The sequence below is a fragment of the Sphingobium sp. TCM1 genome (genome assembly GCF_001650725.1).
GTDB lineage: Bacteria > Pseudomonadota > Alphaproteobacteria > Sphingomonadales > Sphingomonadaceae > Sphingobium.
The window spans coordinates 198,555-214,823 of sequence record NZ_LXVX01000012.1; the positions used below are offsets into that span (position 1 = coordinate 198,555).

The window sequence follows — 16,269 nt, forward strand, 5'->3', positions numbered from 1 at the left end:
AGCATGGCTGATTCCGCCAAGGGGGCCGCGCGCGTCCCCGTCTCCATGAAGTTCGGGTACAGCGCCGGGCTGTTCGGGATCAGCATGGTGCAGACCAGCGTGTCCGTCCTGCTGCTTTATTTCTACACGGATATTCTGCACATCCCGCCAGCATCCGCGGGCGGGATCGTATTCCTGGGAACGTTCGCCGACGCCTTTTCCAGCGTCTTTGCGGCCTGGGTCGCAAACCATCACCATAGTCCTCTGGGCCGTTATCGTCCGCTGCTGATCGGGGTGTCAGCCCCCCTCGCGGTTTTCTTTGCCCTGATGTTCTCACGGCCCGATCTTTCGGCGGGGCAATTGTGGATTTATGCCGCTATCACGCATCTTTGCTATCGCATCTGCTATGCCTTCACGCTGGCGCCGCATTCCGCGCTGATCGGTCGTCTGTCTTCGGATGCGGATGAGCGCTCGGCGATCGGCGCGTGGAAGGCAGTCGCCAATAATCTGGGTCTTATGGCGGCCGCCTATCTGGGTATCAGCACAGTTGAGAAGCTGGGCGGAACCGATCCGGCGCGGGGCTTCACGATGTTCGGGGCCATCTTTGGAACCGCAGCCGGCATTTCGGTGCTCTATTCCGCATTGGCGACGCGGGAGCGGGCGGGGGGGCGTCATGACGATACCGGGCAATTCATCCCGGGTTTGGCCCTCATCCTCCGCAACAGCCAGATGCGTCTGGTTCTTGCCTCGACCCTGATCTTTTTCGCTGGCTATATGCTCATGAACAGCGGCGTCGTTTACTTCTTCAAATATATCCTGATGCGGCCCGAAGAGGCCAAGTTTGCGGTCGTCGCAATCGGCGTAGGCGGGATCGTCATGCCGCCCTTGTGGAGTGCGGCGATCAGACGAACGAGCAAGGCGCGGATATGGGCGACGGGCTGCATAGTGATGGCCTTTGCTTTCGTGTCCATCTACATTTTCGGCGTTGTCGGAAGCCTTCCCATTCTGCTCTCTTATTTCCTGATCGGTGCGGGCAAAAGCGCAGTCATCGTCAATTTCTATGCGATGACGGCGGATGCGGTTGACTATGGGCATTGGAAATTGGGCGCGCGGGCGGAGTCCTATTCATTCGGATTTCTCTCGCTGGCGAACAAGGCGGGGACCGCAATCGGAGGCGGGCTGCTTGGGTTGCTGCTCGACTGGAGTGGGCTCATCGTCAACGCGCGTCAGACGGACCAGACCTTGGGGCGATTGTGGGCCGTGATCTGCCTCGCGCCGGCGGCACTCGCCGTTGCATCGGCGGTTGTCGTCCTTTTCTTCAAGGTGACGGCGTCGAAGCACAGGGAAATGGTCATGGAACTGCAAGCACGAGAGGGCGAGCTATGAGCATGAGGGGCAAGACTGCACTGATAACGGGCGGAGGATCAGGCATCGGCAGGGCGGCCTGTCTGGCGCTGGCGGCGGCTGGGGCTGCAGTCGTGATCGCTGAACGATCGCGCGAAACGGGTGAAGCCGTAGCCGCGGAAATTGCCGCGGAGCAGGGAAGAGCCATTTTCATCCATGCCGACGTCGGCGAACGTTCCTCCATCGAGGAGATGATACGTAAGGCGGTCGAACATTTCGGCTCGATCGATTGCGCCTTTAACAACGCGGGAATCGTTGACGGATCGCGAAGCCTTCTGAGTTCAACTCAGGCGAACTGGGATGCCGTCATGTCCGTCAACCTGCAGGGCGTGTGGATGTGCATGCAGGCGCAGTTGACCCATATGATCGCTAACGGAAAAGGGAGCATCGTCAACAATGCGTCCCGCTCCGGCCTGCGCGGCGTGCCTTCCGATGCGATTTATGGCGCAGCAAAACATGGTGTGGTGGGCCTCACTAAAGCGGCTGCGGTGGAATTCGGGGGGCAGGGGGTGCGTGTAAACGCCATCTGTCCGGGATTGGTTGATACGCCCCTAACCCGATCGCGCTTTGGTGAAGGCTTTGCAGAAAAAGCCGCGATGGCCAATCCCATGCAGCGCGCCGCGCAGCCCGAGGAGATTGGTGCGGCTGTGCTTTGGCTCTGTTCGGATGCCTCCTCATTTGTCAACGGCGTGGCCTTGCCCATCGACGGGGGCAGTGTGGCTCGCTGATTGCGATGCTCTTGAACCCCTGCAGGTAGATGCAATCAGTCTGAACATACAGGTAAAACATATTGGAATAATGTTGCCGTGAGAGAGAAGCTGCAGGGGTAGGAAATAGAGCGGTAGAACGACATCAATATGTTCGTCGCGCTGGGGAGGATAGTTATGAGAGTGCATTGTCGTGCCATTTTGCTTTCTACTGTCGCTTGTTTGGCGCCCCTGAGCGTCGCACTCGCGCAGGAAAACGTTCCCGCACAAGAACCGCAGGCCGATAAAGGTGGGGCAGCCGACATCGTCGTCACGGCGCAACGCCGTGAACAGAGATTGCAGGATGTTCCTATCTCCGTAAATGTGACGACCGGTGACACCCTGCAAAAGCGTGGCACGACAGATTTGGTCGATCTGTCCCAGCGCACGCCTGGGATCAAGCTCAGTACCGATCCGCAGGCCAACCACATCCATATCCGCGGCGTGGGGTCGGGACTGAACGCCGGGTTCGAACAGTCCGTCGGAACTTTCGTGGACGGCGTCTATCGGGGGCGATCGCGCTCGATCCAGGCGGGTCTTTTCGATGTTGAGCGCGTCGAAGTCCTGAATGGCCCGCAGACGACCTTCTTCGGTAACAATACTGTTGCTGGTGCGATCAATATTACGACGAAAAAACCCTCTGAGACGTTCGGCTATGACGCACAGGCGCTTTATGCGCCGTCCGACGGCCAATATATTCTGCAAGCCGGCGCTACGGGACCGATCAGTGACACTCTATCGGCTCGGGCGGCGATCCAGTTCTCGGGCATGAACGGCTACACTTGGAACGACAATCTGAAGGTCGATGAGCCCCATCTGCGTGACATGGTCGGCCGCGCTTCCCTACGCTGGAAGCCCTCCTCGAATTTTCAGTCCGATCTTCGCGTCGATTACGCACGCAACCGGGATCGCGGCACTTACAGCGCCGAAATCACCGGTTGCCCTCCGCCCACAGGTTTTCCAGCCGCGCGAGGGCCGTGCCTCGCCTATCTGAACCAACATGGTGGCGTCATCGACAATGAGCTGGATTTCAGATCGCTCGCGGGTCCATCGGCTTTCCGGCTCGATATGACCGAGGTCGCATGGACGAACCGGCTTGAGTTGGACGGTGTAACGATCAACTCGATATCCAGCTATGGTTATCAGAAGTCCCGCACGTTCCTGAATGCGACGCCGATCCCGGTCACTGGCGTAGCCGGATATTATTATTCCCCGTTCAGTCAGAACGAAACCTATAAGAATTATGCGCAGGAGTTACGGATCGAGTCGTCGAATGACAGTTGGCTCCAGTGGGTCGGCGGCGCCTATTACTCCCATGGCAAGCTTGCAAGCCGCAGCTTCTCTTCGCTTTATGGCGCACCCTCCATCGGTGCGGCAGGCGCGCCGGTGACAAGCGCTGCAACGCCGATCAGCACCAATCGTAACCTTTTCCAGAAGGATCAGACCCGCTCGGTCTTTGGCCAGGTGAGTGCCAAAGTCACCGATCAATTCAAAGTGAATGCCGGCCTGCGCTACACGAGCGTGAAAAAGGATGCGTCGCGTTCGTTCATCGTCGGGATCGGCGGTCCGACCGCTGATCCAGCCGATTTCCAGCCGCTCGATGCCGTCACGCAAGGCAAGATCATTCCTTTGGCCGGTGGAAGCGCGGCCGGGTTTGTCGATCCGCATACGAGCTACAGCAAGCTGATGCCGTCGGTCAGCCTGCAATATGATCTTCTGCCCCAGATCACGGCCTATGCCGCCTATGTCAAAGGGTTCAAGGCAGGGGGTTATAGCGACGGCAACGGTCCTGCGCAGTTCGATTCGGAGAATGTCGATTCTTACGAAATCGGTATCAAGGGATCGGCTCTCGATCGCAGGCTGTTCTTCACCTTCGATCTTTTCTATCTCGATTATAAGGGCCTTCAACAGTCATTGACGACGATCGGGCCGACGGGTGCGAATATCACCACCGTTGGGAACGCGGCGTCATCGGTGTCAAAGGGTGCGGAAATGAGCCTGTCCTTGAAGGCGACCGACTTCCTTTCGATCAATGCAGCCGGGGCTTATATCGACTCCTATTTCAAGGATTATCGGACCGCAGCCTGTACCGCTTTGCAGATCGCGACCATCGGCTCCACCTGCGTCCAGGATCTTTCCGGTCGTCCGACCCCATTTGCGCCGAAATTCTCAGGGAGCATCGGGGCGACTGTAACGGTTCCCGTGGACGGCGACGTCACCGCGCGGCTCGACCCAAATCTCTTCTATTCGTCGAGCTATTATCTTGGCCCCACCGACGATCCGATCGTTCAGCAGGATCGCTACACGCAGGTTGATCTGCGGTTGGGAGTGGGTCCGGAAGATCGCCGCTGGGAATTCGCTATTACCGGGAAAAATCTTGGGAACAGCAAGGTGATCGCATCGGGGTCCACCATCGCGACCTCACCGGGTGTTGCTTATAAGCTGCTTCAGCGCGCAAGATCGGTTGCGATTTCCTTTTCGATCAAAGGTTTATGACGGAGCGCCGCAGCTGAGAGGCTGCGGCGTTCTTCACCAGTTCAAGCATAGGGGTGAATTCGATGCAGTCAGACGAAATCGGCAATCAGCAAAACGCGCGTTGTCCATTTCCTCTCGCGCGGTCCGCAGGCCCGCTGTCGCCACCACCTGAGTATGAATCCATGCGAATGGAAGCAGGACCGCGGCGAGTCACCATGTGGAATGGGGAAACAGCCTGGGCCTTCACCCGCTGGCAGGACGTGCGGGAACTGCTGTCCAGTCCCCATTTCAGTGCCGTGCCCAGCACGCCGGGATATCCCACTCTGTCGCCCGCCCGCGCATCGGCGTTGGAAGCCTATCAGAGTTTCATCACCATGGATCCGCCGGATCATGGCTTCTATCGCCGAATGATCACGAAGGAATTCACATTCAAGCGCATGCAGGAACTTCGCCCTCGCGTTCAGTCCGTGCTGGACGACCTGCTCGATAGGATCGAAGCGGGTGGGCAGCCTGCCGATCTGGTCACCGCGCTTGCCGGGCCGCTTCCATCCATCGTGATCTCTTTGATGCTCGGTGTGCCTGCCGAATATCACCGAGACATGGAAGCATTCGGCGCACAGAAGAATGACATTACTGCCGACCCTTCCGTGCCGGCTGAAGCCGCGCGGCAGATGGGCATCATCATCGACCGGATTTTGCGAGAGCGGGAAGCAAATCCGGGGAGCGGAGAGGATTTGCTAAGCCGGCTCGTCATTGACCAAATCTTGCCAGGACATCTTTCCCACCAGGCGGCGGTCAGCATGGTGTCGCTGCTCTATCTCGCGGGGCATGAAACGACTACCAACCAGATTACTTTGGGGATCGTGACGCTGCTTCGTAATCCAGACCAATTGGAAAAGATGAAGGCGCAGCCAGATACGGTTGCGCGTGCCGTGGACGAAATGCTTCGCTTTAATTCGATTGTGCAATATAACTCTGCTCGCGTCGCGACTGCCGACGTTGAAATTGGAGGCCATCTCGTCCAAAAGGGGGAGGGCGTCTATGCACTGATCACAGCAGCCAATCATGACCCGGAGGTCTACCCTCACCCCGACTGTTTCGATGTCGAGCGCGATGCCTCGAACCATATGGCGTTTTCATTCGGCATCCATCAGTGCCTCGGGCAATCGCTTGCAAGGATGGAGCTTGAGATCGTATTCGGTACGCTTTTCCAACGGCTTCCCGATTTGAGGCTTGCAATTCCATTTGAACAATTGGAATTCAAGAATGAGCAATTGGTGCACGGACTGCGGAGCCTACCAGTCCTTTGGTGAGAATGCCGGCTCATTATGACAATCGGACAATCCGATGGGCACGTAACCCATGACCGAGGCAAAAGGCCTTATTTTTCGGGCTTGTCTCTCAAATGGGATCCCCCAGCATTTTCGCGAAGGTGCGGCATGCGTCAAACATGGTGTCGCCCCGTCCGTCTAGCGCGACAATATCCGCGGCGGCACGGCGATCCGCAATCATATACAGGATGTTCGCGCCAGCCGGTCCCGCCACCAATGCGTCGACGCCATGTGACGCGGGAATAATGCGGACGTCCCCCACGCTCAGGCAAGACATGCCTGCGGCAACCGAGCCGGCCACCGGCACGATCAGAATTTCGGTCGCAGCGCTATGCCGGGGTAAAATTTTCGCGTCTGGATCGGCGCGAATGGCAAGGATCATGGGCCCGACTTCGGCATCGCCGAACAACGCGGCACACACCTGCACGCCTGGGGTAATGACCTGCCAATCCTTGGATTCGCTAAAATTGCACCAGTGGAACCCGCCCACCGTGCGACCCTGGCTGACCGCCAGTGCGGAGACGCCTCGGTCGCCGCCGGGGACATCCCGCCAATAGGGGTCGTCCGTGGACGGGACCGGTCGATCAAGCTGGTCTTTGGCGACTTCGCCTAGCTCGAACGAACCGTCATGCCGTGTCGTGGTGGAACGCGCGCCGCGCCGGTCGCCATGGATAGCGAACATCCACAGCGGATCCTCGCCGCCTTCGACCAGCCCTTCGCGATAGGCGATACCCGCCATTTGAAATCCGAAATCGCCAGGCCGCATATGCTTTCGCTGGAGCTGAAAGCCACCCTGGATGACGGCGCGCATCTGATCCGTTGCGTGATAATGGGTATCCAGCCATATTTTCTGTGGGACAGGTGGGCAGATGCCGAGTTGGACTGCAGGGCCTGCCTCCGGATCGCCCAGGCTGATCCAGAGGCTCGGCGGTGATCCTTTTTCCGGGGATACCGTCGTCCAGCAGCCGGCGTCCCGAAAGCTGAGGTCCATGTGGGCACCGTCAAAGCTTATGCCCTGCGCATATAACACCGATCAATCCTTTCGGTCAGAAGCTGTATCGGGCGCTGAGACCGTAGGTTCTCGGCATACCCGGACTGTTGCTGGTGAAGCCCAGAGGCGGGGCAAAGCTGGTGCCTGCGGCGATGAATCGTTTGTTCGCAAGATTTTGTCCGAACAGGGTGATCGTCAGTGGCATGTTCGCCAGCGCGAACGAGAGCCGCGCGTCGAACAGGCTGAACCCGGCCTGCGAGAAGGTAGGGTAGAGCGACAATGGCAGCCCGGGCGACAACGAATACATCACCATATTCGATCGATAGGACCAGCCGCCGCCCAAGGTCAGCGTGCCGGCGTCGGTTTCGATCGGCAAAGTTGCGTTGAGGGATGTGTTGAGTTTGGAGATGTTGACGATCGGCTGGCCCTTCTGCGGGCCGTCCACATATTTGGGATCGGCATAGCCCAAGGCTCCGTCGATATGCAGGAGCCCCAAAATGGCCGAAACCTCGATTTCCCCACCCCAAATGCGCGCCTTGCCACTGTTGGTCAGGATGCCCGGTGGGGTGCAACTGGTGCAGCCGGCAGGTACATCGCCGTTCACGTTCAGCTGGATATTGCTGTAGTCTGAATAGAAGCCGGCTGCGTTGATGCGCAGGCGCTTGTCCAAAAGATCGACCTTCAAACCCACTTCCGGGCTGACCAGCCTTTCCGGCGAAACCGGGCCGAATTGCGCGATGGCCGACGCGTTGGCCGCGCTCGCCTGCTCAGGCGTGATGCCGTTGCCAACGAAGGTCGCCGCCGGTCCTGTCAGCCCGAACGCGCCCGACCGGAAGCCACGGGAGAGTTTGGCGTAGACCAATGTGTTGGAGTCCACTTGATAGTCGATGCCGATTGTGAAGGGAAGATAATGATATTTCGCCTGAGCGGCGAACCGGCAGGCGTTGTAATCGGGATTGCCCGGCGCGTTCGCCATATTGCAGACCAGATAGGCATAATCGTTGGTTGCGACATGATCGCGGTACAGGACACGCCGCTTGTCGACCACATAGCGAAGCCCGCCCGTGATCTTCAGGCCTGGCGCAATCTCGTAGCTTGCCTGGGCGAAGGCCGATGTGGAGATGTTCTTGATGAAAGGTCCGCCGACATTGACGGTCGGTCCCACCAGCGATTGCAGGACCGCGGCATTGCTGAACTGGCTGCCGGTGACCTGGAAATAATAGACCCCGCCGATCCAGCTCAGCGCACCGTCCACGGCATCGCCGAACAGCTGCATTTCCTGGGAATATTGTTTGGCCGCGATCGGATAGCGAACCAGCTCCAGAACGTCGTAGGGCGTCCCGTCCAGATCGTTCGCCGTATTATATTTGGTGCGCGTATAAGCGGAAATGGAGCGGAAGTTCACATTGTCCGTAAGCGGAATGTTGAGGGTCCCGGTAACGCCGAATTGCCTGAGCGCGAAGCGAGAGTCGGTGTTGGAGACGCTGTCATGCTGGCCCCGGCCCGGCGTATCGACATAATTGCTTAGAAGGTCGCCGGGATTGCCGCTGAGCGCCGGAATTAAGCCGTTCAAGAAGTTGGTCGGATCGAAATAGGCCAGGTTGGTCGGAAAGCCGAAGCCTTTGGCATTGGTATAAAACCCACTGACGAGCGCTTCCAGTCCACTATCCTGGGTCAGTCTAACCGTGCCACGAAAATAGTCCTGGTTGATCGTGCTGGTCGGATTGCCCGTGGTGAAGTTTCGCCCATAACCGTCATGCTGGCTGTGCTGATATACGAGTCGGGTGTCGATGATGCCTGGCTGGAGGGGGACATTTAGCACCGCAGTGCCGCTCCAAGCGTTGAAATTGCCGTAGCTGCCCTCGACATAGCCGCCCAATTCCGACGTGGGCTTTGCAGTCGTAATGCTGATCGCGCCGCCGATGGTGTTGCGGCCGAACAACGTGCCTTGCGGACCCTTGAGCACTTCGACGCGCTCCATGTCGATCATCGCATTGTTCGATCCCGCATTCACGACATTGTAGACGCCATCGATATAACTGCCGATCGCGGGATCAGCGTTGATGGAGGGCACCAGCTGGGTGACGCCGCGGATGGCGACCGATATTTCCAGCGGGGTGAGCGTCGGCTTGGCCTGCAATCCAGGAACAACGCGAGTCAGGGACAGGACGTCCGTAACCTGTTGCTGCTCCAGCTTCTCCGTGCCGAGTGCCGTCACTGAGATTGGTACTTTCTGAAGGCTTTCCTCGCGGCGCTGCGCGGTAACGACGATGTCGTCCAGACTTGCGCCGCCTTGTTGAGGCGCCTGCGCCCAGGCGAGGTCCGGGAGCGCGCCGCCAATCGTCAATGCCAAAATTGTCCGCTTCAACCGCCCGTCGATCGGCATGTTTCGATCCTCCCCACTTTTGCCTGTTGGCATTTCGACCCTCGTCCGAGCGGGATCGCGATCGAACAATAAAATCCATGGATTTGGAAACAAGCCGACCGCAGGACATAACTGAATCGATAATATGCTCTCACGACATCTTTTCGCGACGCAGATGCTGGCAGACGTCAAATTTTACCCATCTTTCGATAGGCCGTACTCATCATGGACTACTTTATTCATGTCTAATGGCTATTACTCTGCAACAGCTGCGCTATCTGACAGCCGTGGCGGACGAAGGATCGTTGACGCAGGCCGCGGCCAGGCTTGGCGTCACGCAGCCGGTGCTATCACGGGCCCTTGCGCAATTGCAGGAGGAACTGGGCACCGCCCTGCTCAAGCGGACCGATCGCAAGCTGACATTGACGCCCGAAGGAGAAGCGGCGCTGATTCCGGCGCGTCGGGCGGTCGCGGCCGCACAGGAAGTCCAGCGCTCGGCCCTTCGCAAGCGGCAAGCGCCGCTGCTCAATATCGCCGCTCAATCGACCATGCTGGCCGCGATAGCGCCGGCCTTCCGCGATCTGTTGAAACGCTATCCCGACATGCACCTCAATCTCACCACGACAGAATCGGTCGAGGCGATGAGCGACGCGCTGGCGAATGAACAGATCGACCTGGTGTTCGGGCAGATGCCGGCGCTGGTCCATGGTGCTCGCTGGGTGGCGTGGGACAGTCTGGAAATCGTCTTGGTGTCGCCGCCCGATCTCGATTTGCCCGATCCCGTCCCGCTATGCGATCTCACTAGCATACCCATGATATCGATCCAGGCATCGACCCGGCGGCAAAAGACCTTCGACGACCTGTTCCTGCGCGCGGGCATCCGGCCTAACATCGTGCTTGAAGTAGAGGATCTGAGCGTATTATTTCCGATGGTGCAGGCGGGCGTTGGTTCCTTCCATGCGTGGCGGTTCATCGCCAGTCGATATGGAGACGTGGTCGTTCGCCGGTTCAGCCCCGAACAGAGGTGCGACATCGGATTTGCCTATATCGATCGGCGCAAGCCTCAGGTCCGCGAATTCATCGAACTGGCGTTACGGCAACCGCGTCCAGCCAATTTATGATATGACTTGTCAGCCTGCCAGGACGAGCTGGCATGACGCCGTGATTGCTCAACCGCATGTCTTAAGGACATGGATAGGCTGCACTTATGCTTTCCATGCCTCGCCTATTTTGTCCTACGAACAGCTGTCATGCGCTGCCGCATCATGGCTGGCAGCATAGGATGGAGTATGTAGACGGTGTTTCAAGGTCATGGAGGACTGGCGATCGAGGGCGAGCATCTCGACATTTCCTACGCCGATAAGGAGGCGTGGCCGAGATTAACGGAAAAGGGGTCGCTGCGCGCCTTCATATTCGGCATCGGCGACGTGGATGCGGGGCCGATGATCCAGCTTGGCCTGGTGACGAAGCGCGACGACGAGCCGCTGGACTGGCGCCACAGTATCGATCCGCTTCACCATCATGGCAGCGACCAGTTCCGCACGCTTATGCGGGGCGAATGGAGCCTGGCCGGACGCAGGCTGCACCCTGGCGACTATTCGTTTCAGGAATCGGGCATGGTCTATCAGGAGCATCCGATCGCATCAGAAAACTGGATGATGCTGGTGATGGGCGACCGGCGCGGCAACCAGGCGACAATTGCGACCAAGAAGGACGAGGCGACCGTCTTCGAATATGACGAAATCTATGGCGCGCCGGTGACGGGCAAGGCCTATCCCCTGCCGGAGGGGAACCGTGGGACGACGGCGATCGCCACGACCGCGGGACTCTGCGTGCGGGGCTTCGTCAATGGCCGGGGCGAAACGCTCGCTGCGGGAGCGGTCGTATCCGGCTTGCTGGGCGACGCATCGGCTGGACCGGCGGTTCATGTTGTGAAGGCGGGGGCGGGTGACATCATCTTGCCCGAATCGCAATGGGATACCGAGTTGCTCATCGCAGTGGTGGCCGGATCGGTGCAGGTTGGTGACAGCCACTATGCGACTGGCGAGATCAGGGTGCAACGCGAACGGGCGAAGCTGCGCCAGATTGTGAGCGGTGATGCGGGGGCGGAAGTGGTTCTGGTGCGTGGCGATCGGCGCGCTGCCGTATCGGTCCTTGAAGGCGACGTGCCGACATGGGTTTCGGACGCGGCCGGCCTGTCTTCGCGGCTGGAGCCGCGGCCGGGCGGGAAGCCGCTATGATGACGGTGCTGGCGTCTCGCGCATGGTCAACCGCATCGCGGGCCTGACCTTTCGTCGAGGATGGCGCAGTTAAATGAGTGAGAAGAAGTCACGCTTGCGGTCCGTCTTGCCATCCCATGCCAGATGCGCGGCGTGGATTTTCTCCATCGGGCCGAAACTCGCCGCGGTCAGGTCCATCAGTTCGATGTAGCCGCCATTGCCCGCGCGCGTATCGAACAGCGCGAAGCGCTCGCCGCCGGGCAGAGTGCCGGCGAAGGCGATGCCATAGCCGTTGCGCTCCAATCGTTCCTTGCCCTCGTCGAACGGTAGGCGCAGCATTACATGATGATAGCCTTCGCCCTTGGTCTCCAATATTTCACGAAATACTGACGGCGCGCCATTGGTCTGCTGCAACAATTCGATCAGCAACCCGCCGGAAAAGCCAAAGGCGATGCGCAGATCGACCGCAGTTGGCGCGCCGCGATGGGTTTGCCCCGGCATGGCCGGAATATTGAAGACATAGAAAGGACCGGCGCCCATCACGTCCACCCAATGATCGATAGCCTTGTCCATGTCGCCGACGACATGGCAAAGCTCCATGATGCTGCCTTCGGGTTGGATCATGTCCTAGTCCTTGCATGGTGGAGCCGCGCGCGTAGGTCGATCGCGGCGATGCGGTCGGCCAGCGTGGCTCTGGGAAGATCGGGCGGGATCGCATCGAGATCGATCAGCCGCACCTCACGGATGAAGCGTGCCGGATCGGCATCGGGGGACACGCCCTGCCAGCGCAGCAGCATCCAGCCTTCGGTCAATCCCACCGTATCGATCCAGTTGGGCGTGCCGGGGTCGCGTGCCGCGACGACATAGGTGAAGCCGCCATCGGCATCGGCCACAGTCTGGGTGGTGTTGAGGCTGGAGGTGCGGTGAACGGGATCGGGGGCGATGGTGAAGGGGTCCGTCACCTGAAAGCCGTTATAAGCCGCACGCGCAGGATCGATGCGGACAAGCAGCGCCTTGCCTTCGGGAATGGCATAGCGGCCGCCGGCGAGAAAGCCCCAGCCGCCGACGCGCCCGATCGGACCTATCAGGCTGTTGGGATGGGGAAACCCAAGGAAACTGTCCTTGAAACCCAGCCAGAAGCGCACGAATGGCACCGTTGCGGACAGGATTGCACTCACAATATCTTCTTCATCACGCACCGCCGTCGCCACGGGATCCAGGCGACGGATGCCGATATATGCGGGTGTCTGTGCCCAGTCGGCATGGCTGTCGCGTGCATAGAGCTGGAGCCGTGCGCCGGGACGGCTTTGCATATGGAAGGCACGACCGTTGGTCGGGGCGCTGTCGACCGTCACGGTCAGGGTCTTGCCCGGCCGGGGATTGAGATCAAGGGTAGTCAGCGTCGCGACGTTTTCGCCGATCCCCGCATGATGTTCCGGCTCGATTTCCAAGACGAGGCTAAGCGAACTTGGATTGTCGGAAAAGGCGATGTCGATCGTATAGCGGCCGTCGCCATCGATGGGCATTTCGCGGTTCATATTGTCGGGATTGTCCACCGCGACGGCGCCGCCGGGATAGACATGCCCAAGCCAGTGGCGCGGCGTGTTGTCCACATTCCACACCACCCTGGGGCGGGCAGGGTCGCCATTGGCCTCTCGCATTGCTAGCGCCATCATCCACAGGTCGAGCGCCCGGTCGAGGCCAAGCCGCGCGGAAAAGCTTTGGGCGGCAGGGTCCGCCAGCAGCAGCGCGCGCGCCTGCTCGCGCGCGGCGCGGACATCGGGCCGTTCGACCAGCCGCAGCGCAAGCAGCTCGGTCCATTGCTGGTCCGCGGTGGCAAGGGGGTGGGTCATTGCATCGCGCTCGCGCCGCCATCGACAGAAATCGCCTGGCCCGTGACGTAGGAGGCAAACGGCGACAGCAGCCATGCGGCCAGTTCGGCGACTTCTTCCGGCCGCCCGGCGCGATCGGCGGGAATCTGAAGTCCCTGACGGACATCGAAACCAGCATCGATGATCGCCTGGATCGTCTCTGTCTGGATCAGGCCGGGGCATATGGCGTTGACCCGGATGTTGCGCGACGCGAACTCGACCGCGCTGGTCTGGGCCAGGCTGATCGCCGCGGCCTTGGCGGCGGCATAGGGCGCCATCTTCGGCACGGCGGCCTTGCCCGCGTTGGAGGCATTGATGACGATCGATCCGCCGCCAGTCTTCGTCATTGCCGCCGCCTGATGTTTCACGCACAGGAAGGTGCCGAGCAGATCGACATCAAGGATGGGCTTCCAGTCCGCCAGCGTGAGATCGCCTACCCCGATCGGCGGTGGGCCGATGCCAGCATTGTTAAACGCACAGTCGATCCGGCCCCACTTCTCAATAGCCAGTGCCGTCATCCGCGCGACATCCACTTCGCGAGTGATGTCGCAGGAGATCGGGATGGCATTGGAGCCGATCGTTTCGGCCGTTGCCCGTGCTCCTGCGTCATCAATGTCGGCCAGCACCAGCCTTGCGCCATGGCCGGCGAAGACATGCGCCGCCGCGCGGCCGATCCCGCTGCCCGCGCCGGTGATGATCGCGACCTTGTCGGCCAGCATGGTCATGCGATGGTTCCCACTCGCCCGCCTTCGGTGAAGATGGTGCTGCCGGTGGTGTAACTTGAAGCGTCGCTGGCGAGCAGGATCGCGGCGCCCACCGCCTCGTCCGCTGCGCCGAAACGCTTGATGGCATTGCGTTCGGCCAGGCCAAGGCCCTTGTGGATGTCAGCCTCCTTGCCATCGGGGCTCATTGATCCCACGCAGAGGCAGTTGACGCGCGTATGGGGCGCCAGCGCCTTGGCCAGTTCGCGTACCAAGAAGAGGAGAGCGGCCTTGCTGACCCCATAGGCGATGGCCGGCGGGATCGGCGTAAAGCCGCCGCAGCTTTCGACCGAAATGATGCTGCCCTTCCCATGCGCCTGCATATCGTCCGTGGTCAGTTCGGCGAGCCGCCATGTCGCCATCAGGTTAAGCTGCATAGCCTGTTCCCAAACCGCGTCGTCATTGTCCCATATGCCCTTACCGTCCTTGCCATAGACGATCCCGCCTGCGGCATTGTTGAAGACGACATGGACGGGGCCGAATGCGTCGTGCGCTGCATCCACCAGCTTCTTAAGGTCTTCGGCCTTCCCGGCATCGGCCTGGACGGCGACGGCGCGACCGCCATCGCCCGCATTGATCTCCGCCGCGATCCGGTCCAGTCGGTCCTGCGATCGTGCCGAGATCACTACATTTGCGCCCAATTCGGCATAGGCCTTGGCCACATGTTCGCCCACGCCTGGGCCAACACCTGTCAGAATAGCAGTGCGTCCGTCCAGACGGAAACGATCCAAAATGCTCATGTCTTCACTACTCCTTACGGACGCGCCAGCAGGTGGCCGAAACGGGCATAATAGGCGGCGAGACGGTCCTGCACTTCGGCGGGATCGATGCCGAATTCTTCGGGGCTATGGACGTGCTTGCCCAATCGCGACGGGCTCGTGGCGAGGAAATCCGCGATCTGCGCCTCATGCGCGGGCGTGAACGCAATGGCGAACTTGTCGTAGATCCGGCGTACCGATCCGATCGGATCATGTACGACATCGGCATGGGCAAGGTCGATGATCCGCGCCTCTACGTCGGGACGAGCAGCCCGTACCCGGGTTGCCCGACCCACCGCCTCGATCCATAACTCCAATACTTGGCGACCGATCGCCTGCTTCGTCTGGGTCGAGCCCACTGCTTTTTGGAAGCCGAACACCATGGAAGCAAGCGAGGAGAAAGTGGACACGGGATCACGGTGAGTCCAGATCAGGCCCGCATCGGGATATTCGCCCAATAGTCCCTGAAGATCGAACAAATGATTGGGCGATTTCAACATCCATCGGCCCCTGGGGCCTTTCCACTGGAATTGCTGCAACAGCCTTTTATGGGTGCGGTACAGCCCATCGGGAATGTGATCGATTACCCATTGCGCATGTTTGGGAACACCCAGTTCCGCCCAGAAATTCGTACCCGCGAAATGATGCGACATGCCGTGATTGCACTCACCGGGTTGGGTGCAGTCGAAGCGCTGGATGGTGCGTAATTCGGGCGCGTGCGCCAGCCAGTTTTCCTGCATCGCGGTAACGGCTGCGATGCGCGGGTCGCTGTCGAAGGTCGCTGCTTCCGGGGCGGGCCAAGGGATGAACCATTCCCATTCGCGCGGCGCACGAGCAAGGGGATCGCGGGTGAGCAGATCGTAGATGATCGTAGTACCGGTGCGGGGCAGGCCGCAGACGACGAGCGGCCGTTCAATGACTTGCGCTGTAATCTCCGGATGATCGCGCGCATCCTTAACCAGACGGAGCCGCGTGGTCAGGTGATGGACGATCCGATGATGCACATCGTTGCGGAGCACGTCTGGCGGGGCCATCGCCTCGGTCGCTTCGATCAAGATCGAAAGCCCGGTGCGCCAGCTCTGATCGTCGCCCCAATCCGACAGTCCGGTCGCCTGCTCTGCCTCCGCGAGCAATATATCCTTGTTCAACATCCTCGAGCCTCTGCTTCTATTTATTCCACAGCGTGTATTAAATGCAGGTTGAGGTCAAGCGGGCGTGAACCCAAGCTTGCCGGTGGGGGCGATACCGGTCTTGTTGTAAAGGGGTCCTGCAAAATCCTGTCAGAAGATAGGTGCGGGCTGGATGCCGCCTTGTAGTACCAGGGGCAGTCCAGAATAATCATACAAAAATAATGATGTCATCCGTAGGG

13 protein-coding genes are annotated in these 16,269 nt (G+C 59.9%); 6 read left to right on the plus strand and 7 right to left on the minus strand.

The genetic code is table 11. The annotated features are described in order from the left end of the window. Positions 1-3 precede the first annotated feature (3 nt). From A7Q26_RS09875 to A7Q26_RS09890, 4 genes are all read left to right on the plus strand, one after another. On the plus strand, positions 4-1,365 hold the full coding sequence (locus tag A7Q26_RS09875) for an MFS transporter (RefSeq protein WP_066859213.1): 1,362 nt from the start codon (positions 4-6) through the stop codon (positions 1,363-1,365). 2 nt (positions 1,366-1,367) lie between these two features. Beyond that, positions 1,368-2,111, plus strand: coding sequence for an SDR family NAD(P)-dependent oxidoreductase (locus tag A7Q26_RS09880; RefSeq protein ID WP_198162902.1), 744 nt, complete (start codon positions 1,368-1,370; stop codon positions 2,109-2,111). A 129-nt stretch (positions 2,112-2,240) separates the two neighbouring features. After that, positions 2,241-4,625 carry a TonB-dependent receptor gene (locus A7Q26_RS09885; protein WP_066859215.1) on the plus strand — a complete coding sequence of 795 codons (2,385 nt, stop codon included), beginning with the start codon at positions 2,241-2,243 and terminating at the stop codon, positions 4,623-4,625. 62 nt (positions 4,626-4,687) lie between these two features. After that, positions 4,688-5,917 carry a cytochrome P450 gene (locus A7Q26_RS09890; protein ID WP_066859484.1) on the plus strand — a complete coding sequence of 410 codons (1,230 nt, stop codon included), beginning with the start codon at positions 4,688-4,690 and terminating at the stop codon, positions 5,915-5,917. 88 nt (positions 5,918-6,005) lie between these two features. Here A7Q26_RS09890 and A7Q26_RS09895 read toward each other — a convergent pair whose 3' ends face one another. Both A7Q26_RS09895 and A7Q26_RS09900 read right to left on the minus strand, forming a co-directional pair. Further along, a complete protein-coding gene (locus A7Q26_RS09895) occupies positions 6,006-6,674 on the minus strand; it encodes a hypothetical protein (protein ID WP_157102521.1) in 669 nt (222 codons plus the stop codon). Between the two features lie 307 nt (positions 6,675-6,981). Continuing rightward, positions 6,982-9,279 carry a TonB-dependent receptor gene (locus tag A7Q26_RS09900; protein WP_198162903.1) on the minus strand — a complete coding sequence of 766 codons (2,298 nt, stop codon included), beginning with the start codon at positions 9,277-9,279 and terminating at the stop codon, positions 6,982-6,984. 110 nt (positions 9,280-9,389) lie between these two features. Here A7Q26_RS09900 and A7Q26_RS25135 point away from each other — a divergent pair, with 110 nt between their 5' ends. Both A7Q26_RS25135 and A7Q26_RS09910 read left to right on the plus strand, forming a co-directional pair. Then, entirely contained in the window at positions 9,390-10,412 is a 1,023-nt protein-coding gene (locus tag A7Q26_RS25135) for a LysR family transcriptional regulator (RefSeq protein WP_198162904.1), read from the plus strand. Between the two features lie 177 nt (positions 10,413-10,589). Further along, positions 10,590-11,531 (plus strand): hypothetical protein, encoded by a 942-nt coding sequence (locus A7Q26_RS09910; protein ID WP_066859219.1) that lies wholly within the window; start codon positions 10,590-10,592, stop codon positions 11,529-11,531. Between the two features lie 69 nt (positions 11,532-11,600). Here A7Q26_RS09910 and A7Q26_RS09915 read toward each other — a convergent pair whose 3' ends face one another. The 5 genes from A7Q26_RS09915 to A7Q26_RS09935 are packed head-to-tail and all read right to left on the minus strand — an operon-like array spanning position 11,601 to position 16,051. Further along, the gene (locus A7Q26_RS09915) at positions 11,601-12,134 is read right to left on the minus strand and encodes a VOC family protein (RefSeq protein ID WP_066859220.1); all 534 of its coding nucleotides are present in this window, start codon (positions 12,132-12,134) and stop codon (positions 11,601-11,603) included. Then, a complete protein-coding gene (locus tag A7Q26_RS09920) occupies positions 12,131-13,363 on the minus strand; it encodes a hypothetical protein (RefSeq protein ID WP_066859221.1) in 1,233 nt (410 codons plus the stop codon). Before A7Q26_RS09920 ends, A7Q26_RS09915 begins: the two co-directional genes overlap by 4 nt. Continuing rightward, positions 13,360-14,106: an SDR family NAD(P)-dependent oxidoreductase gene (locus A7Q26_RS09925; RefSeq protein WP_066859222.1), complete on the minus strand. Its 747-nt coding sequence runs from the start codon at positions 14,104-14,106 to the stop codon at positions 13,360-13,362. Before A7Q26_RS09925 ends, A7Q26_RS09920 begins: the two co-directional genes overlap by 4 nt. Further along, positions 14,103-14,882 (minus strand): SDR family NAD(P)-dependent oxidoreductase, encoded by a 780-nt coding sequence (locus A7Q26_RS09930; protein WP_066859223.1) that lies wholly within the window; start codon positions 14,880-14,882, stop codon positions 14,103-14,105. Before A7Q26_RS09930 ends, A7Q26_RS09925 begins: the two co-directional genes overlap by 4 nt. Positions 14,883-14,896: 14 nt before the next feature. Continuing rightward, entirely contained in the window at positions 14,897-16,051 is a 1,155-nt protein-coding gene (locus tag A7Q26_RS09935) for a sulfotransferase family protein (RefSeq protein WP_066859224.1), read from the minus strand. Positions 16,052-16,269 lie beyond the last annotated feature (218 nt).